This window comes from Cryobacterium sp. Y29, from assembly GCF_002929825.1.
Classification (GTDB): domain Bacteria; phylum Actinomycetota; class Actinomycetes; order Actinomycetales; family Microbacteriaceae; genus Cryobacterium.
Map to the genome: position 1 here is coordinate 1 of NZ_PJJN01000027.1, position 22,077 is coordinate 22,077.

Sequence of the window (22,077 nt, forward strand, 5' to 3'; positions counted from 1 at the left end):
GCTGCGGTCATGCTGATCTCGACTTTCAGTGATCCCTCATTTTAAGAGGGCCCACTGTCCGAGATATCCGCGGCAGGTCATTTCTGTACGACGAGGTAGAGCAGGTCGTTTTCGTCGAGGCGGGCGATCTGGGCGGGGAAGTCGTAGCGGTCGAAGATGTCGCGCACGTTGGCGGAGAAGCCGTCGATGTAGTTGAGGAGGTTTGCGCGCACGTTGGCGGGGTCACCGCCGAGCTTGTCGACGGTGTAAAGGCTGGTGTTGTAGAAGTCATGCTGGGAGATGCTGGGCAGAAGCTTCTCGACGGGGATGCTGCCATCTTTACGTTTCTCGTACTCGGCGAGCACCGCGTCTTTGGTGGGTTCGAGTACGGCGTCGAGGCGGCGCAGGATGGTGAAGGGGAGCACGACCTTGCCGTAATCGGCCTGCTTGTAGACGCCGCGGAGCAGATTTGCGATCGACCAGATGAATGCCCCGTTGTTGTTGTCAGCCATGTTTGTAGAGCTCCCCAATTCCGTATTAGGTTCAGCCTATTCGTGACGAGTGACGTCCACTCCGTGCGGGCGGTACTCTGAGATCGAATCAACGGGGGAACGATGAGTAATGAAATAGCAGCGACGCCGCAACAGCCACCAGCAGGTTGGTACACGAGCCCAGACAATTCGACGGTGAACCGCTGGTGGGACGGCTCCGGATGGACGGAACACGCCACCCCCAAGGTCGCCGCGCCGGGCGCGCCGCCGCAGGTCGTATACCTGTCCGCGCGACCCGGCGAAAAGACGAGCGGGATTGCGTACTTGTTCTTCTGGTTCTTGGGCGGTTTCTCGGCGCACAACTTCTATCTGGGCCGCGTTGGACCGGCCATCGGCTTCCTCGCTTTGTACTGGGGTGGGTGGGCGCTGACGGGCGTTGGTGTTGGAGTTGTCATGCTGGTCGCAGCAGTCATCTGGTTCATTGTCGACGTGTTCTGTATCCGTCAATATGTGGACGTGGCTAACGCGAAGCTTTGAGGCGAGAGAAGTGGTAGCAGTTGTCGTCGGGCCTTCACGGCCGAGCTGAGGTTCGAAGAGCAGGCGCAGAGAGTCCGCGTCAGTAGGCCCTTCGGCTTGCCGCTACACCCTGAGCTTAGGGTCGTCGAGCCATGACCACCGCAGGGAAGTCAGGTCGAGAGTTGCAAGATTTCGAGTTTGGAAGTCCATGCCCATCGAATACACGCGCCGTTCACGGTCTAGCTGGATCTCATCCGGTGCGTGCCAGTGCCCATGGACGTGAATTGTTGGTCGGATCGCTTCGGCCGCTTCAGTGAGACGATTTGTCCCCGCCTGAACGTATGCCAAGGCGTCAGTGGAGAGCACGTTCGGGTTCTCGTGGCGAAGGCGTGCTACTGCCGACGTTCCTTCGAGTGGGGCGTCGTGGGAGATCATGACTTCCGCGTGCCCGCCACTGATCGTTCGAGCAACGTCTTCGGGACGGATCTCTTCTTGCTGCCACCATGTCTTACCGGGGATTCGGCCGCTGACGTCGGTCGACGCGGCCCCGCCCAGTGATACGAATGATCGGCCGGCGTGGGTCCAGCGATGGCCGCGGGGCAGAACCCAGACGTGCTCAGACAGCTGCTGAGGCTTGTATGGATTACCGGCGAAGAGAGCATCGATCTGGTCGTAGTCGTCATGGTTGCCCGGGGTGACCCAAATTGTGAGTGCAGCCAGCTTCGCCCAATATTCGACGGTGGAGATAAATGCGGTTTCACCGGGCCAAATGCCGAAATCACCCACGTGGTACAGGGTGGTCACGCCGGCGCGTCGAAGCGCCGGTATCGCGCGGCCGATCCAACTGATATTCCCGTGCCAGTCGCCCGCGAATCCGACCACGGTGCTCTCTTGATGCTCCACCATGCCTCGGACTCCTCTTTGTCATCAATGAACCAAAGGCCAGTGTTGCAGTGCCCACCGACAGTCGTGATGACGGAGTACTGCGCTGTCAGCTCGTCGAGCTGCGCGCTCAGCCTTTCTCGCACATGGTTCGAAGCCGAAAAGTATACGGATTACGACAAGGAGATAATCTCCTAGCGTTGGCCGTGCCGGCGCTCGACCAAAGCGTCTAACGCGCATCCCAGGTGCAGTTCTCATGCACCCTCACCGCGGTGATGTAGACGATAGACCCGTTCACCATTCGACGTCGTTCTCGAGCAAATCGAGCACAGCGCTCGGATCGTGATGTTCGGCGAGCCACGCCCAGGGCGTCATTGGTACTCCATCGCTCTTGGCCAAATCCGGCTGTGGCGTATTCATAATAAGTGCGAGATCGCCATTCGTTCGCCAAGCGAAGCTCGCCCCCGTGACGTGGAGGATTTCGCCGAGTGCTTTCACGGTGACAGGCTGCGCGGCCGCGGAGGCGCGGCGCGCACGGTCAACTGCCGCCGCATACTCCACGCCACCATCAGAACTGCCATCCCAGTTCAAGCCACCGTAGGTTCGGACAAAAGCGGTATCGGCCATGTTCAACTCGCCGGGCATCTGCCGGATTGACATTACGGGACTGCTCACCGCCCACAGCTCGATGCTGGACGATCCCGCTTCGGTGTCAAACCGGGCGCTCTCCCCAACTCGGCATTCCAGCCGAGCGATCGGACCGCCGAGGTCCAGCCACAATGGTTCCGCGTCAGGACCCGGCAGTCGTTTGACCCACCACGCGTCCGAGACGATGGCCCGGCTGACCACATACGCCGTGCCGGATTGCGTCTCCACGCGGAAGATTCCAACGGCGTGATGAACGTCTAATTCAATGAGCGATTCCATAAATGCATCCTTCACCTCTCCACCGACACCGGGCTGCATAGCGTGTCACGTTGTTCGCATCCACTTGTCACAGCCTGAACGTACGCCAAGGACATCCCCGTTCGCTCCTTGACGCTGGCGGATTCCGACCCCAACAACACTCCTAATTGCGAAGAGCCGATGAACGGCGACGTCGGGTGGAGCTCCACGCGGACCACGATCCTGCCACCGGAGGCACTCCCGAACTCCAACCACGTTCCATCCCGTCCGAGGAACGCCAGATGAGGAGTTAGCCGAACGTCCGTCATCGTCGCGATGAAAGCGTTCGCTAGCTCTCGATTGTGGTCCGTCACCCAGAGATCAACGTGAAGGTTCCGCTCGGTAACGAACCATGTGTCGACCATCGACGGCTGGAGAATTTCGAGTGCTCGGACGCGTCGCAACAGAATGCTAACTAGATCATCCCCGCGCGCGTTACGGTACTCGTCCCAACGGTCGGACTCTGCCTGCGTCACGTCTGCCGGTGACTGAGACCAGAGATGAAGGCGGGGGTCTAGATCGACAAACGCGTTAGACACGGCGCGCCGCCATGCTCTCTCAGAGACCCGATTGAGGACCATATGAGCGTTGGTGCCGGGAACGTACAGGGACAGTCCTCGGGGGTGCATGCGGAAACGAAGGCCCGGGATTCCATGGATGTACCCGGACCGTTCGTCCACCGCAGGAAGGACCCGCGCCGCAAGGTAGGAGAGTTCCCGCGCAGGATCGAGTTTGATGACGAGGTGATCCGCGTGGGGCTCCACTCGAAGCAGCTCGTAATCATCGGCACGCTTCCGCCCCCGCCCCACGAATTTCAGGCTGGAAAGTGCCCACAGGAACTGTCCCTCCAACCAGAGCTGGTCCGGGGACGCCGGGGGAAGGACGGACAAGCCGCTGTTCCAGCAGGCGCGAGCATGTCGGTCGGCGGCAGTGAAGTTTTCGCCGGTCACCGACTGGCGCAAGCGAGAGTTGTCAGGAGATAAGCGGTTTTTGAACACGATTTCCTTCGAAGCTCGCTGACTCGAGTCGGGATGATCGTGGGCTGGCTGGATAAAACTATGAGTTCACTGGAGCGAGAGTTATGTTCCTTGACCCGCTCATTTCAGGATGACGAGTCAGCGTCTCCGTCGGGGGTGGTGCTCCGTACCTCAAAAAGGTTACGAATTCTTCTCGTGATAGTCAATTTGGGAAGTCACAGTCGTGACGATGTAGCGCAGCTCGGAGCCGCGCCATCAAACGTGGAGATGGCTGCCCGCCGCCCGCGCATGGGATGCGGCCTTCCGGTGCACGCGGTCGATCGGACTGAACCGGACATAATCGAACGTTATCGGCCACCGGCCGACCATAGGTGGGACATGGAGGGCAGCAATCCGCAGGAAGAAAGCGGCAGAGAATCCGGGACGGTTCGTGATGCACCTCCGCCTCGGCATCGAGGCCATCTCTGACCGTGTCCGCCACCACGAGGAACGCCTCCGCCACCACGAGGAACGCCTCCGCCACCTCGAACGAGAACGCAGGACCGGGACCAACTCCTAACCATCAAAAGATCGTTCGCCAGAGAATTGACCTCGATTAGCCGGTTAATGTGGCTACAACAGCATGGCCGAAAGTTTTTTCTCGATGCTCAAGAACGAGCGTGTTCATCGCACCGCATACGCTACAAAATCACAAGCTCGCAACGACGTCATCCGATATATCGAAGGGTTCTATAACAGCCGCCGCCGGCACTCCGCACTCGGATGTCGCCGGCCCAACGAAGTCCACTATGGTTATCAACAGCCAGCACTGGCAGCGTAGAAAAATCCACCAATTCCGCTGTCCAAAATACACGCAGCAGGTCAGTGTCGCCGGAACGGGCGAAGGCCAGTAGCTGTTGCATGCCTGACCGAATCCGAGCTTCTTTGCTACCCGAGACGACGTCTGGAAAGAGGTGTTCGGGGTGGACGCCGGCAGCCAGGAGGGCGTCAGTCTGAAGTTGCGCGTCCTGGTGGGCAGTGCTCATGCGCGTGTAGCCGAGGAGTGCCATGACCACAGTGCGCCGATGCATTTTGCACACCGAGATTCGGCCGTCCGAGAACGTCCGTGAGACCGCCTGTCTCATTTGGCCCACGGGGCGAATCCGAGACGTCTGAAGGATGGGATGACTTGTCGAGACATTCGAAGTTGCCGCTCTGATTGGCAATGATGCCAATGAAGGTCGGGCGCCCGTTTGTCTTGAAAATCAGTAGTTTTCTGAAGAATCCTAGTATCAGACACAAGGCCATGATCACGCCGTGCGGAACTCACCCGGGGGTCACAAGGTTTCAAGCTCTTCCCTAATGTCATCCAAGTGGACCACGATGATGACGGATTACCTCCTGACACCGTGGAGCAGCATTTCCATGACCGAACCAATCAATTCCTGCGATGACTTGCCTCCCTCTGCCCAAACAAAGGTGTAGACGTACACGCCGAGAAGTGACTCGACGAAAGCTAGGTCCATTTCACGAAACTCGCCATTGGCCTGACCATCACGAATGATTGCGTACCAAAGCTCCAGATACTCTCGCCGGCGCTCCAGCACGCGGAACTTTGATTCGTCGCTGAGTGCGCTGTACTCGCGCAGAAAGGCCATCCATGAGTCAAGGTCGTCGTCGACTGACGATCCTAGGTCGTTTCCCAGAGCTATGAGTCGATCGGCTGCAGGCCCGTCATGGGCCACAATCTTCTGCCCCGTGTCGAGAACCCGCTCGATCGGGGCCAGCATCACTTCAAGGAGCAGCTGCTCTTTGCTGGCGAAATGATAGTAGAAACCTCCCTTTCCGATTCCGGTCATTCGAAGGAGTTCAGAAAGGCTAGTTCCGTGGTAGCTCTCCTTCGCAATCCACGATGCACTGAGCTTGAGTATCCCTGCTCGAGTGTCGTCGAACATTCGTTTCTTTTTCGCCAGCGGGATCCCCTCCAAATAATCTTAAATAAGTTCCGTCACAAAGCTAGCGCTCCCGGCAAGCCCTGGGCTACAGTCTGAAGTATTCGAACGGACCGCATGGTCCGTTACCAGAAGTGGGGGGCTGGCAAGGTGCAATCTTCTGTGGAAAAGCTGGCGCAGCGTCTGAGATGCGGGCCCAGGTGCACTGGTCTCGATACGCGCATCCTTGTGCACGAAGGGCAGAACCTTTTAACCTCAGATTCGCCAAATGCGAAACGACTGAATGACGCCGGCGCGTCTTGGGACTGGGTTGCGCTTTCTATTGACGCAATTGATTTCTGGGACTGCCACGTAGGAATGCTCGCCGATCTTGAAAAGGCTGATCATTTCCGAGTGGGACTTCATTGGAGCCGGAGCGCTGACAAGATCGTGCGGCCAATGGCCGCCGCGATCCTGGGTCCTGCTGTCCCTGACTTTTCCCCGGCCGCTGGCGAATTCCAACTTTGCGCCTTATCTGAGGGCAAGCCCGTTTCGGTCCCAACAGTGAATGCGGCGGATATCGCGCTCGACATTGCCGCTGCTTTCCTAGATCTATACCAAACCCAGTAATCACATCAGAAGGGCAAATAAATGGCACATTCACCTCTCTTCACGGGCGCACGCGCGCTTGCGGGTATTGCCGCAGTCGGGTTGTTGTTGACCGGATGCGCTGCAACCGCTTCCGGTTCTGGCTCGAATCTGGCCGTCAGTGGAGTTTGCGTACCTACGGAGGTCGGGCCTGGCGTGACTGACTCGGTGATCAAGGTCGGAACGACCATGCCGCTAAGTGGATCCGGTGCGGCGACAGGTATGGCCACTCGGGACGGCCAGCAGGCGTACTACGACATGGTTAACGCTGACGGTGGAGTGCAGGGACGACAGATCGAACTGATGGTTCTCGATGACGAATACGACCCCTCGACAGCACAGAGCCGCATGCGTCAGCTGGTTGAACAGGAGGAGATCTTTGTTGTATCCGGGGGCGAAGGAACACCTAACTTCCTTGGGGCAGTCCCCTATCTCGAGCGCAACAAGGTTCCGGCGATCGCACCGTATGCCCCCAGTGACGAACTGGGAAATATGAAGAACCCTCATATCTTTATGGCTGCCGTCGACTACATCACCGAATTTGAATCGGTAACAAACTACATTTTGCAGAACGATTCCCCGAGTAGGGTCGCCCTTGTTGCAGTCGCTGGCAACGTCGGTGAGAACTCTGAGGCGGGTATCAAGAAGGCGATTGGCGACAAGGAAATCGACTTGCTCTACATCCCTGAGACACCCGGGACGACCGATTTCACGCCGATTGTGACGCAGCTGACCCAGGCCGGTGCGGAGTACGTCTATCTGGTCCTGACCAACGCCGACACAGGTGGCCTACTAAAGGCGATGGACAGAGTCGGATACACCCCAACGACGGTAGCGTGGGGCGGAATGAGCGACGAGTCATACATCGAAGAGTATGGCGATGTGTCGCAAGGGATGCTCGTTGCACTGGAGACCGCGAACTTGTCGACCGAAGACCCGACAGCGGCTGACTTCATTGCAACGTATACAGACCTGACGGGCAAGGCCCCGACCAAGTTCAACCAGCAGGGTTGGGTGCAAGCAATGATCACGACCGAGGCTTTGAAGAAGGCGAAGGGACTTTCCCGTCCCTGCGTCATCGAATCCTTGGAGAGCTTCAATGGTTTCGAGACTGGCATTTATCCCCCTATCACCTGGGGGGCTGACCGCCGCGACGGCGTCAAGTCTGTCGGCGTGGCCGTCATTGAAGGAACCACGCTCAGGGTTCTTCAGGACGTCAAGTAGTCGCCGGCACGGTGGCCCTCGGGGCTTCCTCTCGGCCAGCCGTCAACTTCAGCGCGACTCACCCTTGAATCGCTCGTGGCCGGGTAAGGAAGGTTCCTGACCAATCCTGCTCGGCCGCGAATGAAGAGTACCAATCGAAAGGAACGGTGGATCACGGTGGAATCAAGCAATCCGTTCGGGCAGCTCATATTGGGAGGTCTAACCTCGGGCTTGCTGTACGCCCTCCTGCTTCTTGGCTTTATGGTCGTATTTCAGGTCAGTAAGACCGTGAACTTCGCCTTTGGCCAAGTGGGAATGGTTGCCGCATTCTCAGCGTGGTTCTTCTGGTCATCACTCGGACTGCCGCTTCCTGTCGCGATTGGGATAGGGGCAATTCTGGCCGTGGTTGTCAACAGTGCGATCGGGATAATCGTTATCACCAAGATTCCTGCTGGACGACCAGGTCTTGACCTAGTGGTCACCCTGGGTATCTTTCTCTTTCTCACGGCCGTAATGCAGCTACTCATTGACGCAAATGCTCACGCCTTCCCTTCTTTAGGGGGAGATAAACGGACGGTACTTGGCGGCGTTGTTGTCAATGCCAACGACGTGGCGATCATGGTTTTGGGGGTTTTTGTCATAGGGGGCGTCTACGTACTTTTCAGCCGCACAACCCTTGGTATGGAACTACGTGCGAGCGCGGAGAACGCGGACATCGCCGCCTCAGCAGGGGTAAACGTACGTCTCCTGCGGCTCGGTACTTGGACGTTTGCTGGTTTGCTCGCGGCGTTGGTAGCCGTCCTTGTTGCCAGCCGGCTTTCCGTCGATGCGTTCTACATGACTCCGGTACTCATCAAGGCATTTGTTGCCGGGATGATCGGCGGGATGGATCGGTTCTTTGCCCCACTCGTGATCGCCATCGGGATCGGGGTCTACGAGGCGCTCGCGATCTTCATCTGGGGATCGAGCGCCGGAACGCCGGCGGTCTTCCTTCTCATCATTATTGCGTTGGCAGTAATGCCCAAGCGATTCACTGCGGCCCGCCACGAGGTTCGAGCATGACCACTCAAATTCGACAACTGCCCGCGACCCCATCCATGATGAGCCCGCCACCTGCCCGGTGGCCTCACCTGTCGACAGTAGTAATTGTCGGTCTCATTGCGGCTGTTCCTCTCGTTTTTTTCGGGGACTACTGGATGTTCGTCGCCGCTAAAATCCTCGCCTTTGGTATTGCGGCTATGGGGCTCCAGATTCTCTACGGGCGGGCCGGACTGATGTCTTTGGCACAAGGCGCGTTCATGGGTGTAGGCGCCTACGCCGGCTATCTAGTAGCCCAAAGCGGCCTAGGACCGGGAATACAATTGCTGGCGGTGATCGGGGCTGCTTCTCTTGTGGCTCTCATTGTCGGTCTGCCGACGCTTAGATTGTCCCCGCTTCGGCTCGCGATTGTCACTCTTGCATTTGGCGAGCTCTTCAACTGGCTGCTCATAAATTCCACGGAATGGACTGGCGGCAGTCAAGGGGCGCCTGTAGAGCCCTTGATCATCTTTGGTTTCGACACGAGCTATCCCCTGGATGCTTACTTGGTGGCACTCGCCTTTGCGGTGCCACTGACGCTTTTTGCACTCAACCTTGGGCAAACCCACCTTGGACGACGGATGATGGCAATTCGCGACAGCGAGATGGCAGCCGTTTCTGTCGGGGTGTTCATACCTAAGACAAAAATCATCGCCTTCGTGCTGAGCGCCGTGTTCGGCGGCATCGGCGGCTGGCTCTACTCCGCCACGACGGGCTTTATCGCCCCGCCAGATTTCGATCTCTTCGCTTCCGTATTCCTTCTTGCGGCAGTGGTCATCGGTGGATCACGGAGCGTGGCGGGTGCCTGGATGGGCACTGCCTTCATCGTGCTGCTGCCAGAAGGCTTCAATCTGATCGGACAGCCGAACTTGTATGCCCTTGCGGGCGGATTGCTGTTGGCCACAACGGCATTGCTGCTTCCCGATGGTTTTTCTGGAGTCTTCGCCCATATCAAGTCCCTGATTACCCGCATGCGAGCACAGGAGGACCGAGCATGAACGCGACTGGTTATGCGATGCGGACGGATCAGCTCACTGTGCGTTACGGCTCCTTCACGGCACTTAGTGAGGTGAGTGTTGGGCTTCGGGCCGGCGCCATTACTGGATTGATTGGTCCAAATGGGGCTGGGAAGACTACTCTGCTCAACGCGCTCAGCGGCTTTACGGACGTGCACAGCGGCGTCGTGTACCTCGAGGAGAAGGACGTGACTACACTCGCTGCGCACCGACGAGCGCGGGCGGGGGTAATCCGGGGCTTCCAGACAGTGCGTCTACTGGAGCGGGAAAGCGTTCTAGATAACGTCCTCCTCGGCGCTGAACGGTTGCATCAACCGTCAGATTGCTCGCAGATACTTGGCCTCCCTGCACATTGGAAATGGCGAACGGTAGCTCGAAGTAAGGCCGCCGACGTGCTTGAGCTCCTCGGGCTGAGCTCGGACTCTCACCGGTCCGTGGACTCTCTTCCGTTCGCTAGCAGACGGCTGGTTGAAGTTGCGCGAGTGCTTATCAGCGCACCACCAGTTGTGCTCTTGGACGAACCGGCTGCCGGTCTCGACCAACGTGGGCGGATTGAGCTGGCGGGAGCATTGGTCCGAGTGCACGAACAAACCGGGCTGACAATGGCGGTAGTTGAGCACGATATTGATTTTGTCACGCGACTTTGCGGGAGCGTGATCGCCATGGATTCGGGTAGTCACGTCATGACCGGGACGCCGCAAGAGGTCTTTTCGGACGCGCGGGTTCAGATCGCCTATTTCGGAAGGGCAGCTAATGCTCACGCTTGAATCTGTAAAGGCGTGGTACGGCACAACTCAGGTTCTCTTTGGCGTAAACCTCAGCGTTGCGCGCGGGGAAACACTCGCATTACTCGGGACCAATGGGGCAGGTAAGACAACGACGCTCCGCGCCATTGCTGGCCTGGTGACCACTACGGGGTTGATCAGCATCGATGGGCGTGATATTCGTAGGCTGCCCACTCATCGACGCGTGCGTGCAAACGGAATCGCTGTCGTTCACGAGGGACGAGGATTGCTCGCGGATCTGACGGTAAAAGAAAATATCGTTCTGGGGACAACGCGGGCCCAACGCAAGCAGCTCGACGACATTCTGGATTTGTTTCCGGCGCTGAAGGGCCGCACGGGTGAAGCGGCATCACTTCTGAGTGGTGGCCAGCAACAGATGGTTGCCCTTGCTAGGGCGCTGTTGCGTCAACCGGATTACCTGTTACTCGATGAGCCTGCGCTTGGCTTGGCCCCATCGGTAATCGATGAGATCTACGGCCACGTCTCGCGCCTGTGCACGCAAGGAATGGGTGTTGTGCTGGTGGAGCAGAGCGTTACCCGCGCCGCCCAAGTGGCCGACCGGATGGCACTGCTGCGAGTTGGTGAAATCGCCCGAGTTATAGACCCGTCGAACTCGACGGACATTGATTTCTTCATGGAAGAAACTTTTGGCCTTCACAAGAAGCAGGTCTAATGCAGTTGTTCTGCGCAGCCAATAACGCACAAAAAGGAGTGAAATGCCTACTACTACTCTCGCGACCGCAAACGTCCGCATAGAGCAAGACAAAGGTCGCAACCTGGGGAAGTTTGTTGAAATGATCGATGAGGCTGCGGCCAAGGGGGCGGACATTCTCGTGTTGCCTGAGGTGGGGCTCCAAGGCTACGCCGACTTAGCATTTGCTTTAGGGAGCACCAGCAGCGTAGCCCAAAAGCAGTACTACTACCGAAACGCCGAAACCGTTCCAGGACCAGCGACGGATGTCATCGCTGCTAAGGCGGCAGAGCATGGCATGTACATCCAGCTCGGCTTGGCTGAGAGGGCTGTTCGGGGTGACGTGATTCTAAATGCGGCGGCCGTCATCGGACCTGAAGGTGTCGTGAATGTGTACCGCAAAACCCACAACCAGTTCGAGTTCCCGTACTTCAATCCTGGACAGGAGCTACCGGTCTTTGATCTTCCGTTCGCCCGGACCGGAAGCTTGATTTGCTATGACCTAGCGTTCCCGGAGGTGATGCGAACTTTTGCCCTGAAGGGTGCCAATCTCGCGCTGAAGTCCACGGCATGGCCGATGAAAGGACACGACCGAGAAACGGACTATCACGGGTATTCCCATGACCTTGCTGCCCGAGCGAATGCATTTTTCAACCAGATGTGGTTGGTTACGTCCAACCACTGCGAGAAGGGGGCTTACAGTACGGGACTGGACTACTGGGGTCGTTCGCAGATCGTGGACCCGTTCGGCAACGTTGTTGCTGCGCTCGACGATGAGGAGGGGGTTGTTGTTCACACGGCAGACCTTGAGGCCGAGGTCGTTCGGAGCAGGACGAACGGCTTCTTCGGGCTCAACTTGGTGCAGGACCGTCGGCCCGATCTCTATGAAGAATTGGTGCGAACGGACCTCTACGGACAGTCGGACTCGATGCGGATCAACGGTCCTCATCCCGCTTAGCCCGTTGCTTTCGAGCCCCACCATCCAGCCCACCGCGACATCCAAAGAGGGAATCTTCCGCTGTGAACGCGTTTCTTGATGAAATCCAGCTGGCCTATGTAGCCACCGGAAAACCGCACAAAAGACTAATCCTCCGTGGAGTGATAGTCATCGACGGCACTGGAGGACCACCCTTTGGGCCGGCCGACATTGTCATAGAGATGGACACGATCACACGGATCGTGCAATATGGCACGTCACCCTGGCAGAACCAGTCACCCGTCAGACTGGTGCCCGGTCCGGAAGATGCCGTCTTGGATCTTGACGGCTGCTATATCCTGCCTGGCCTCGTAGATGCGCACGCGCATATTGGCGGCCCCGCGCAGGTGCCAAGTGCCGAATATGTGCACAAGCTATGGCTGGGTCATGGGGTCACCACAGTGCGGGAACTTGGCTCGATCTACAACGGCCTTGACTTCACACTGGAACAGGCCCGGCTCAGCAACCGATACGAGATTGCTGCGCCAGACATCGTTCCATATGTGTATTTTGGGTGGGGCGCAGATCATTGGATCTCTGATCCAGACGAAGCGCGCGCCTGGGTCAGAACCGTTGCTGCTCATGGCGCGAAAGGTATCAAGCTCTTCGGCCTGGCCCCCAACGTAATGAAAGCAACGCTTGAGGAAGCCCAGGCCCATAACCTTCAGACAGCATGCCACCACGCCCAGCAGTATGTGTCCGGCGCGAATGCACTCGATACCGCGCGATGGGGACTCAAGAGTGTAGAACATTGGTACGGAATTCCCGAGGCTATGTTTACCGATCGACGAGTGCAGGACTACCCGAGCGATTACAACTACGTGAACGAGGCCGACCGGTTCGCCGCAGCTGGGCGTTTGTGGGAGGCGGCGGCGCCGCCCGGTAGTGCACGGTGGAACGATACGATCGACGAATTCGTTTCCCTCGGTACCGCATTGGTCCCTACATTCAATGTCTACATTGGTGCCAGAGACGCCGCCCGAGTTAGGACCTCGGAGTGGCACCCGCGTTATACGGCCCGTGAGCTGAAAGCATTCTTCTCCCCTAACTCAGGAGAGCATGGTTCATTCTTTGAGAATTGGGGAACCGAGGAGGAAGTCTCATGGCGTCGCTCCTACTCATTGTGGATGAGTTTCATTCGAGACTTCTATGACAGGGGCGGACTCCTTGGCGCAGGCAGTGACTCTGGCTTCATCTACAAGGTGTATGGATTTGGCCTCATCGAAGAGTTGGAGCTTCTACGTGAAGCAGGTGTCTCCGCACTTGAGGTCATCGGGATTGCAACGCTTGGTGGTGCCAAAATTGCAGGCATCGACACCGTCACGGGAAGTATAGAAGTGGGTAAGCGAGCGGACCTCCTCATCGTCCAAGAAAACCCTCTGAAGAACTTGAAGGTGCTGTACGGGCACGGTCACAGCGCAGAAGAAGCCGATGGCGGTAGGAGTGCCGTCGGCGGTGTCACTTTGACGATGAAGGCGGGTGCTGTCTTCAATGCTCGGGACATGCTTTCCGATGTGCGTGACATCGTCGCCGAGCAGAGCGCCAATGGTGCGATATTCGAAACCGTTCACGACCACTGAACATCGGTGGCGGCGCGCTGCACTCCGGACTCATGGCGAAGCCTGGTGGCAGGGAACCTTCTGATCGCCCACATGTCTCGACAATCAGGAGCTTTCAGGGACATGAATCCCTTCGGCGGGTTAGTGATGGCGTCGGGCTCGCGTCGTCATTTAGCTCGCTGGCCACGCTTCCCTCCAGGTTCTGGTGTGATCTCAAATGACTGAGGTGATGCGGTCCAAGCCAGCCTTCGATTCCACGTGCGTATCCCGCCCGCTCTGTGATCGTTGGTGGGCATAGGTGAACCGTCCCGGGTTTCATGTAATGACCACGTTCGCCATCACTTATGGCGTGAGCGTTCTGGAACTGGATCGGGCTCTGCTCGTGAACGCCACCCTGATCGCGGCAGTCGTACAGATCGGCGTCATTTTGATGATGGGGCGCGTGGCAGAGCGCTTCGGTGCCGGACGAGTCACGATGTGGGGCGGCATCGCCACAGCCGTCGCAGCCTTACCGGATCTTCTGGCTCATCGACACCGGCCACCCCCTAGCCGTGATCTTCGCGATCACGCTCGGTATAGCGCTGCTCTCCACCGCCTATGCGGTGTCGGGCACCCTGCTGACCGAGCTCTTTCCACCCCGGCTGCGATACAGCGGCGTGGCCCTCGGCTACAACATTGCCGGCGCTCTCAGTGGGTTTCTGCCGTTCCTCGCCCTCGCCATGCTCAGCTTCTCGGATGGAGCCTCGTGGCCCGCGGCGGCCATCCTCGCCGTCGTCGCCCTGATCACCTCGGTGGGCGGCTACTTCGGTGGGCGCCTGAAGATAAAGGACATGGACATAATCGAGTAGCTGCTACTGGGCGGTACCCCTCTGGCTTCCGTTTGTTGATGGCGGCCGTCACCGCGTGTGTGGCGGCCGTCATGGTCTCATCGGATTTGATCGCTGAAGCTGGGTCTGCAGCCGCCAGGCCGTTCCATCTCTTTGCTGGCTGGTCGGCACCCACGGCCTCGGGTACGTCAAGGCTGTGTCTTGTTGCCGGACCGGCACTGGGCGCTGCATCTGGTTGTCAGGGCGAGCACCACTATGTCTTGGAGGTGGGTGAGGGCAGTCCTCTTGCGGTCTCAGCTCCGCTCGACCGACGGATTGGGAATTTTCGTCGGCGGCGCAGGCGGCCATCATCACAATCCGCGTGATCCCGGATGACCGATGGGAGGTTCCTTGGGCTCGACATCGCCGACAGTGAGAACGCGGGCTCCTCGATCAGCCTGTATCAGGCTTTCACACGCGAACGGGCCTGCAGCTGGGCACGATGAAGCTTTCGGTGCGCGGGGGTTGAATGAATCGCTGCTGTGCGCGGATCAATGGATTACGGACTTTCAGGAGTTTGCGATAAAGCCCGGAATGCGTGCGCTTATCATGAAAGAAAATGTTGCAACTCTATTGGAATTGAACTAGCAAAGACGCAGGGAAATGAGATTGGAAGCCCCAGTCGGCGACAATTTCTCAAGTAACATATTTCAGATTTGCAGCTAAATGCAGTCTTTCTGAGCGCATGTCGATTATTTTGCTCTGTTGGCAATAAATGGATTAGTGTCGAATTTGGGCAGGCGGAACGCTATTGTTTCGCATTATATTCGAATGAATCAATGTTGATTCGTTAGAGGATAACTCCACGAAGCAAGCCTTCGATATAAGAACCGAGTAAGGACAAGGTCCATGAATACGAAAGCCTCACATGCACGGCCTCGCAAAGCTGCTTTCGCCGCACTCGCCGGCACGAGCATCGAGTGGTACGACTTCTTCATCTATGCCACCGCAGCAGCGTTGGTTTTCAGACAAGTCTTCTTCCCACCGGATATGGATCCGGTTATCGGCACGATCGTTGCTTTCGGAACGACATCGTTTGGTTATCTCGGGCGCCCAATCGGTGCATTCATCTTTGGCCACCTCGGTGACCGGATCGGCCGTAAGCCAGTGCTGGTCGCCACACTCATGCTCATGGGGCTCGGCACCGTCGGAATAGGCCTATTGCCGAGCTACGAGACAGTTGGCCCACTCGCTCCTCTCCTCCTGATCACTTTGCGACTGCTGCAGGGAGTTGCCATGGGCGGAGAATGGGGCGGCGCTGCCCTTTTGGCTGTCGAGCATGCCCCCGCAAATCGTCGTACGTTCTTCGGTTCGTTCGTACAGCTTGGATCAGCCGTCGGAGCGACGCTCTCAGCCGCCATGTTCGCCCTTTCAGAGATGATCGGAGATGGCCTGGTCGCGGGTTCATGGAGAATTCCTTTCGTTGCTTCTGCGGTCCTGCTCATCATCGGACTGGTCATTCGTCTTCAGGTCGGCGAGTCCCCTGAGTTCGTGCGCGCAGTCGTGAAAGGCGAGATCACAAAGGCGCCGGCTCGCGTGGTGCTCACTAAAATGCCCAAGAGACTCCTCATTGGCATCGGTGCCATGCTTGTGGCCACGGGCGGGTACTACGTGACGTCATCGTTCTTCCTCGCCTACGCCACGGAGCAGGCTGGCGTTCCAGTGGCGCTTGTCCTGAATGCTCTGATCGTTGCGGGCCTGTTCGAAATGGCGTTCATGCCACTGGCCGGCCTTCTGGGCGACAAGTGGAAACCCCAATACGTCGTCATCGTCGGATTGGTCGGAATCACATTGATCGCCGTTCCGCTGTACCTGCTGTCGCACACCGGCTCAATGCTCGTCATCACGGTCATGCTGTCAATGACCGCCCTGTTCACGGCATGCAACTATGGCCCGATGGCGAGCATTCTGTCGTCTATCTTCCCGGTCAACGTGCGCTACACCGGCACTTCATTTGCCTACCAGGGTGCGGCGCTGACCGCTGGAGTGCTGACACCGATTGTTCTTCCCACTCTCCTGGGCATCGCTGGTGGTTCACCCTGGCTGATCTTCTGCTACCTCGCGGTGTTCTCTGGTGTCGCTGCAGGCTGTGTGTTGGCGACGAGAAAACTGACTGTCGCTCTCCCCGTAGCGGACAGCATTGTTACAGGCACCCCTGTGGCAGAGCTGCGATAACACGCACCGCACGGTCAGGAGCGGCTCACCGCCCGAGACCGAGTCGCCACTGGCCGCGACCACGGTAAGACAGGGCGGCACGAAAATCGGAGCACGCCTCGGACCCCGAGTTCGCACCCTCACGATCCAATGAACGCTTCAGTCGGTGATCTGAACACTGTCATCGTCACGACAACCGGGGTGAACAGTGCCCCGCATACGAATCGAGTCTTCTAGTATGAACAAAATCATCGGTCAGGTAAATGGGCAGGAATCCCCGCGATACGCCGGGCTGACCACCTTCGCCCGACTCCCTCGACGCGAGGATGTCGAGAACTTTGACATCGCAGTCGTGGGGATCCCCTTCGATGCCGGGGTCACATTTCGGCCCGGAGCGAGATTCGGACCGTCCGCGATCCGGGAAGCATCGCGACTGCTGCGTCCCTACAACCCTGCCCTGGAAAACAGACCTTTCTCTGATTCACAGGTGGTGGACGCCGGAGACATTGACTGCAACCCGTTCGACATACCCAAGGCACTGTCACAAATCGAGGCGGGGCTGGCTGAACTCATGTCAAACGGAGCCCCCGTGGTTTCACTCGGCGGTGACCACACGATCGCCTTGCCCGCTCTCCGCGCTGCCCACCGCGAGCACGGTCCGCTCGCCTTGGTCCATTTCGACGCGCACCTTGACACGTGGGACACCTACTTCGAAATGCCGTACACACATGGCTCTCCTTTTCGTCGTGCGTCCGAAGAGGGCCTCATTCGCAAGGACCGCTCGGTTCATGTTGGCGTGCGTGGCTCGCTCTACGATGAAAAAGACCTCATCGATGACAAGGAATTGGGTTTCACGATCGTCAGTTGCCGTGATTTCGACCGTATCGGAGTGGATGGCATCCTCGAACGTGTCCTCGAACGGGTAGGCGACACCCCTCTTTACGTCTCCGTGGATATCGACGTCCTCGACCCGGCACACGCGCCGGGGACAGGAACACCGGAAGCAGGTGGGATGACCAGTCGTGAACTCTTGGCCGTCGTGCGTGGTCTTCGGCACAACAAGATCGTCGCGGCAGACATCGTGGAAGTGGCACCAGCCTATGATCACGCAGCGATCACCTCGGTGGCAGCGGCAAATCTCGCCTACGAGTTCATCAGCATCATGGCCGAGCAACAGGAGACGCGTCCATCCCGATCGAAATAGCCGTGACGAGGAAACAGAACCGTCTGACCGCCCGGGAATCAGATCGCTCACGAGTAATGGCAGGCGAGAAGAACTGGCACGAATCTGGCCAGTCGGCCGGCTCGGGCCGATCAAAAGAATGAACCGTTGAACCGGCTCGGTGTTCATGCAGCAGCGAAGCAGCGTGCGTGGTGAGCGGTCAACACTTTTCGGGATGGGCGGGTAGCTGTATTCATTGGCGGCGGCGATGAACTTCTGGGGCGTCCAGGTGGCTCACTACCTGCCGGCGACGAGGATATGGCCGCCCAGTGGGTTCGGACCGTCGCCGGCGCGGACGTGCACGTCGGCGGTTTCCACGGCGCGGAACGGAATCATCGGTGTAGCACGAGCCCGTTCCCCTTGGAAAAAAACGACGGAAATTCGTCTCCGACGGGCGTTCAGGGTCGACTTAGTACGCAGAAAATAGTGCAGTGTGATAGAAAAGATCCAGCACATATGAGTGCCCACCAGTGAGCAGTGGAGTTCCGTGTCCAATCGCAAGAAAAACACAGCTGTGACGAGCGCGGTTGCACGAGTGAATCAAACCGCAATCATTGAGGAGTTACGGAAATCAGGCGCACTTTCCCGGCAGCAACTCTCAGTCCGGACAGGTCTGAGTTCCGCGACGATCAATAGGCTCACGGCAGTGCTGATCGAGGAGGGCAGCGTTCGCGCGGCAGGACACGAGCCTTCCACGGGTGGTCGGCCATCCATTCTGTTGAGTTACGCCGGGGGATCGAAGCTGGTCGCAGCCATACAGCTGCATCCGGACCGCGCCGCGGGGCTCCTCATGGATTTTGACGGGAAAGTCGTCTATCGTCGCGAAGCGCTCTTCAGGCCACGGCAGTTCCCGCTCGGTGGCGACGCAACCGATGACGCAACGGCGATCCCGGCTGATCGCGAAGCGCATCTCAAGTCGACCCTCGACCTCTTCGATCATCTGATCGCCACCTCCAAAAGCATGGGTTCTCCATGCCTTGCCGTTGGTGTGGCCGTACCGGGAGTTGTCTCCGGACCTCACGGTACGGTCGGGCACACAACGGAGCTCGGCTGGTCTGACGTGCCATTGGGGCGCTTGTTGCGTGAACGATCAGCAGTACCGGTGGTCGTCGAGAATGATGCCAACGCGTTGGCATTCGGGGAACTCCACCGGGGAGCCGGCCGAGGATTGCAAAGTCTTGTCGCTCTCTTTCTTGAAAATGGCCTTGGCGCCGGAATCATCACAAACGGTGAGCTGCACCGGGGTGCCCTCGGCGAAGCCGGTGAAATCGGATACCTGCTGATGGATCGAGCGTCCCTGACGCATTCGAAGGCCCACCCCGAGTTGGGCGATCTCGAGGATCGAATCGGCCCACGCGCGCTCACCCGAAGAGCACGTGACAAGGGCATACCGATACCTCCCACGGGCCTGATGACGGCCGACGACATCTTCGGGATTGCCGATGACGGCAACGTTGCCGCTCGGGAGATCGCCGAGGAGATCCTCGACATGGTGGCAATAGCGATTGCCGCGATCGTCATCATTCTTGACCCGGAACTGGTGGTCGTCGGCGGCGGACTGGTCGGCGTGACGAACCGTGTGATCCCCGGCATCCAGGAACGACTCACCGGGCGAATCATCCGCGTTCCGCGGCTGGAGGCGGCGACCAGACGGGAAGATTCCGTCATTCTCGGTGCGGCCGAGCTGGCAGCTGCTGAAGTCAACGGGTTTGCCTACCTGGCGGGTTAGCCGTTCGCGATCACTGCTGCCATTCCGGAGCCAGACGGGGCGCGATTGCGCATGGGCTCATAATGCCGCCGGCTTCAGTCCGGGTGCTATCGGGAGGATTCGCTTGACAGGCGAGGGCGGTTGTGGATAAGTTCTAAACAACTTCTTATCACTATGATATGAAAGTTGTCGACGGGCCAGCACATCGGCTCACTTCACGCGGGGGTGGGGGAAGAATGTACGTTGGCATCGACATCGGTGGAACCAAAACGCACACCCGCGTCGAGGCCAACGGTGAAACCGTGTTGGACACCACCGTGCTCACGAGTTCCTGGCGACGGGGCGGCTTGCTCGATGACGTGGGCAACGCCACGAGACTTCTCGGGTTGTTCGCCACAGTTCCTCAGTCCGATACCGCGCCTCTGGCCCTGGGCGCCCACGGGCTGGACAGCGCCTGGCAGTGCGCTGAGTTTGAGGCGCGTTTGACCTGCGAACGGCCTGGTCCGGTACGTGCAGTCAATGACGTGGAGCTGGTTGGCCCGGCAGCGGGCTACGACACGGCAATTGCAGTGATCGCCGGAACCGGCTCTCGGATTGTCGCGCACGATGTCACCGGCGCGGTGGTCTCGGCGGGGGGATATGGTCACTTTCTGGGCGACCCGGGAAGCGCCCCGGCCTTGGCGCGCGATGCTGTGCGGGCCGTGCTCTGGGCACGCGATGAAGGCTGCGCTCCTGGCCTGCTGAGCCACGCTCTCATGGAACATTTCGGCGTCGACGATGAAGTTGCGATGTCCTACGAGTTTGCCGCCGATTCTCGGCTCACCACTTGGGGAGCGCTTGCGCCCTTGCTGTTCACGGCCGCCGATGCGGGAAGCCGCCTGGCGGCAACCGTGGTTGATGAAGCGGCGCGGGAACTCGCCACGGCGGTTGGCCTGGTGCGATCGAGAGGCGCCGTGGGCACCGACATCGTCTGTGCCGGCGGGGTCATCTCGAACCAGCCACGCCTGTTTGGCGCCCTTGAGCGGCACATCGCGAATCTTGACCGCACCTTGACCCTGCGCCTGCTTCAGGTTGCTCCCGTTGCCGGCGCCATTGCGATCGCACGGCGGATGCACCCCTTACAGATCCCAATCACAAATCAGCTCGGCGAAACACGGAGGAACACATGATCATCAAGAACGCACGCACTAACCGTCTCACCGTTGGCATCGGTCTCCTCTCGTTGGGCGCGCTTCTCCTCAGCGGCTGCAGCCTCACCGGAGCGAGCACGTCGAATGAGTCGAAGGAAGGGGACGGAACCGGCGCCATCAACGCCCTCTTCATGAAGCAGGCGGGCTACTCCGAAGACAACGTCAATGCCATGATCGCTGACTTTGAGTCCAAGAACCCGGACATCACCGTGGAACCGACTTTCGTAGCCTATGAGGCGTTGCACGACAAGATCGTCACCTCGGCCCCGGCCGGAACCTATGACGTCGTTCACCTCGACGTGATCTGGCCCGCCGATTTCGCCTCCAAGGGCCTAATCACCGACGTTACGGACAGATTCCCGGCTACGTGGACCGACGAGATGCTGGGCGGGGCACTCACGTCCGCTGAATATCAGGGGAAGTACTACGGCGCTCCGTGGGGGCCCTCGACCAAGCTCTTCTACTTCAACAAAGAGATGGTTGCCGCCGTTGGGGCGACCGAGGCCGACCTCACAACCTGGGACGGCGCCCTCGCCGTGGCCACCAAGATCAAGGCTGCCGGACTGGCTGAGTACCCCTTCTCATGGAGCTGGTCACAGGCTGAAGCTCTCATCTGCGATTATGCGCAGCTTCTCGGCGCCTTCGGGGGAGCCTTCACCGATGCGGATGGCAAGCTCGTTGTCAACGACGCGGCCGGGGTAGAAGCACTCACCTGGATGAAGAAGACCATCGACGACGGCTTGACCGATCCCGCTTCCATCACGTTCCTGGAAGATGACGTCAGCAAGTCCCTTTCCGCGGGAAAGACCGCGATGGCACTCAACTGGGAGTCGACCTTTCGCGACTCAAACGACGCGTCGATCTCGACCGTTGTCGGCAAGGTCGGCGTTCTTCCGACCCCCGCAGGTCCGACGGGCGAGCACCCTGGCGTGAATGGTTCGATGGCGCTCTCAATCGGAGCCCAATCCACGAACCAAGCGGCAGCTTGGAAGTTCATCGAGTACATGACCAGCCAAAGCGTGCAGGAACAGTATGTGACGAGCTCGATGACGAACTGGAAGTCGAGCTACACCAAGACTGACCTCGCCGCTTCAAACCCTGAGGTGTTCGCCGCCGCCGGCGTCGCGTACGACACGATGATCCTGCGCCCGACGGTGGCCAACTACAACTCGGTGTCGCAGATTCTGCAGGTCGAGATCCAGAATGCGCTGCTCGGCAAGAAGACGCCGCAGCAGGCGATGGACGACGCAGTCGAGGCCGCTAACGCGACCATCGGCTAGTG

At 58.8% G+C, this 22,077-nt stretch carries 20 protein-coding genes and 2 pseudogenes; 16 read left to right on the forward strand and 6 right to left on the reverse strand.

Features of this window, described 5'->3' with window-relative positions; genetic code table 11:
• Positions 1 to 77 precede the first annotated feature (77 nt).
• Positions 78 to 491 carry a type I restriction-modification system subunit M N-terminal domain-containing protein gene (locus tag CXY74_RS03545; RefSeq protein WP_104199161.1) on the reverse strand — a complete coding sequence of 138 codons (414 nt, stop codon included), beginning with the start codon at positions 489 to 491 and terminating at the stop codon, positions 78 to 80.
• Positions 492 to 593: 102 nt separating this feature from the next.
• On the opposite strand from CXY74_RS03545, the gene CXY74_RS03550 reads away from it, so the two are divergent.
• The gene (locus tag CXY74_RS03550) at positions 594 to 1,007 is read left to right on the forward strand and encodes a DUF2510 domain-containing protein (protein WP_104199162.1); all 414 of its coding nucleotides are present in this window, start codon (positions 594 to 596) and stop codon (positions 1,005 to 1,007) included.
• Positions 1,008 to 1,109: 102 nt separating this feature from the next.
• On the opposite strand, the gene CXY74_RS03555 is transcribed toward CXY74_RS03550, so the two are convergent.
• The 3 genes from CXY74_RS03555 to CXY74_RS03565 form a co-directional block, all read right to left on the reverse strand.
• The gene (locus CXY74_RS03555) at positions 1,110 to 1,892 is read right to left on the reverse strand and encodes a metallophosphoesterase (RefSeq protein ID WP_104199163.1); all 783 of its coding nucleotides are present in this window, start codon (positions 1,890 to 1,892) and stop codon (positions 1,110 to 1,112) included.
• Positions 1,893 to 2,162: 270 nt separating this feature from the next.
• Entirely contained in the window at positions 2,163 to 2,795 is a 633-nt protein-coding gene (locus CXY74_RS03560) for a hypothetical protein (protein WP_146070047.1), read from the reverse strand.
• Positions 2,796 to 2,806: 11 nt separating this feature from the next.
• Positions 2,807 to 3,811 carry a hypothetical protein gene (locus CXY74_RS03565; protein WP_104199165.1) on the reverse strand — a complete coding sequence of 335 codons (1,005 nt, stop codon included), beginning with the start codon at positions 3,809 to 3,811 and terminating at the stop codon, positions 2,807 to 2,809.
• Between the two features lie 586 nt (positions 3,812 to 4,397).
• Between CXY74_RS03565 and CXY74_RS17865 the strand changes: the two are divergent.
• A pseudogene (locus CXY74_RS17865) lies at positions 4,398 to 4,610 on the forward strand (IS3 family transposase); the annotation flags it as partial.
• Between the two features lie 40 nt (positions 4,611 to 4,650).
• Here CXY74_RS17865 and CXY74_RS18160 read toward each other — a convergent pair.
• Both CXY74_RS18160 and CXY74_RS03580 read right to left on the reverse strand, forming a co-directional pair.
• Positions 4,651 to 4,914: pseudogene (locus CXY74_RS18160) on the reverse strand (recombinase family protein); the annotation flags it as partial.
• 249 nt (positions 4,915 to 5,163) lie between these two features.
• Positions 5,164 to 5,724 (reverse strand): TetR/AcrR family transcriptional regulator, encoded by a 561-nt coding sequence (locus CXY74_RS03580; protein WP_104199166.1) that lies wholly within the window; start codon positions 5,722 to 5,724, stop codon positions 5,164 to 5,166.
• A gap of 114 nt (positions 5,725 to 5,838) precedes the next feature.
• Between CXY74_RS03580 and CXY74_RS03585 the strand changes: the two genes are divergently transcribed.
• The 14 genes from CXY74_RS03585 to CXY74_RS03650 all read left to right on the forward strand — a co-directional run bounded on the left by CXY74_RS03585 (position 5,839) and on the right by CXY74_RS03650 (position 22,075).
• Positions 5,839 to 6,330, forward strand: coding sequence for a hypothetical protein (locus CXY74_RS03585; RefSeq protein ID WP_104199167.1), 492 nt, complete (start codon positions 5,839 to 5,841; stop codon positions 6,328 to 6,330).
• A gap of 21 nt (positions 6,331 to 6,351) precedes the next feature.
• Positions 6,352 to 7,572, forward strand: coding sequence for an ABC transporter substrate-binding protein (locus tag CXY74_RS03590; protein WP_104199168.1), 1,221 nt, complete (start codon positions 6,352 to 6,354; stop codon positions 7,570 to 7,572).
• A 156-nt stretch (positions 7,573 to 7,728) separates the two neighbouring features.
• Entirely contained in the window at positions 7,729 to 8,613 is an 885-nt protein-coding gene (locus CXY74_RS03595) for a branched-chain amino acid ABC transporter permease (RefSeq protein ID WP_166789814.1), read from the forward strand.
• Positions 8,610 to 9,626 carry a branched-chain amino acid ABC transporter permease gene (locus CXY74_RS03600; protein WP_104199170.1) on the forward strand — a complete coding sequence of 339 codons (1,017 nt, stop codon included), beginning with the start codon at positions 8,610 to 8,612 and terminating at the stop codon, positions 9,624 to 9,626. Before CXY74_RS03595 ends, CXY74_RS03600 begins: the two co-directional genes overlap by 4 nt.
• A gap of 17 nt (positions 9,627 to 9,643) precedes the next feature.
• Positions 9,644 to 10,411 (forward strand): ABC transporter ATP-binding protein, encoded by a 768-nt coding sequence (locus CXY74_RS18355; RefSeq protein WP_370446120.1) that lies wholly within the window; start codon positions 9,644 to 9,646, stop codon positions 10,409 to 10,411.
• Positions 10,398 to 11,102 carry an ABC transporter ATP-binding protein gene (locus CXY74_RS03610; protein ID WP_104199172.1) on the forward strand — a complete coding sequence of 235 codons (705 nt, stop codon included), beginning with the start codon at positions 10,398 to 10,400 and terminating at the stop codon, positions 11,100 to 11,102. The genes CXY74_RS18355 and CXY74_RS03610 overlap by 14 nt, the downstream gene beginning before the upstream one ends.
• Before the next feature lie 43 nt (positions 11,103 to 11,145).
• Positions 11,146 to 12,078: a carbon-nitrogen hydrolase family protein gene (locus tag CXY74_RS03615; protein ID WP_104199173.1), complete on the forward strand. Its 933-nt coding sequence runs from the start codon at positions 11,146 to 11,148 to the stop codon at positions 12,076 to 12,078.
• 62 nt (positions 12,079 to 12,140) lie between these two features.
• Positions 12,141 to 13,676 (forward strand): amidohydrolase family protein, encoded by a 1,536-nt coding sequence (locus CXY74_RS03620; protein ID WP_233193193.1) that lies wholly within the window; start codon positions 12,141 to 12,143, stop codon positions 13,674 to 13,676.
• Between the two features lie 530 nt (positions 13,677 to 14,206).
• On the forward strand, positions 14,207 to 14,503 hold the full coding sequence (locus tag CXY74_RS03625) for a hypothetical protein (RefSeq protein WP_104199174.1): 297 nt from the start codon (positions 14,207 to 14,209) through the stop codon (positions 14,501 to 14,503).
• Between the two features lie 867 nt (positions 14,504 to 15,370).
• Positions 15,371 to 16,696: an MFS transporter gene (locus CXY74_RS03630; RefSeq protein WP_104199175.1), complete on the forward strand. Its 1,326-nt coding sequence runs from the start codon at positions 15,371 to 15,373 to the stop codon at positions 16,694 to 16,696.
• A 217-nt stretch (positions 16,697 to 16,913) separates the two neighbouring features.
• Positions 16,914 to 17,879 (forward strand): agmatinase, encoded by a 966-nt coding sequence (gene speB, locus CXY74_RS03635; RefSeq protein ID WP_104199176.1) that lies wholly within the window; start codon positions 16,914 to 16,916, stop codon positions 17,877 to 17,879.
• A 553-nt stretch (positions 17,880 to 18,432) separates the two neighbouring features.
• Positions 18,433 to 19,626: an ROK family transcriptional regulator gene (locus CXY74_RS03640; protein WP_233193194.1), complete on the forward strand. Its 1,194-nt coding sequence runs from the start codon at positions 18,433 to 18,435 to the stop codon at positions 19,624 to 19,626.
• A gap of 215 nt (positions 19,627 to 19,841) precedes the next feature.
• Positions 19,842 to 20,774, forward strand: coding sequence for an N-acetylglucosamine kinase (locus CXY74_RS03645; protein WP_104199177.1), 933 nt, complete (start codon positions 19,842 to 19,844; stop codon positions 20,772 to 20,774).
• Positions 20,771 to 22,075, forward strand: coding sequence for an extracellular solute-binding protein (locus CXY74_RS03650; protein WP_104199178.1), 1,305 nt, complete (start codon positions 20,771 to 20,773; stop codon positions 22,073 to 22,075). Before CXY74_RS03645 ends, CXY74_RS03650 begins: the two co-directional genes overlap by 4 nt.
• Positions 22,076 to 22,077 lie beyond the last annotated feature (2 nt).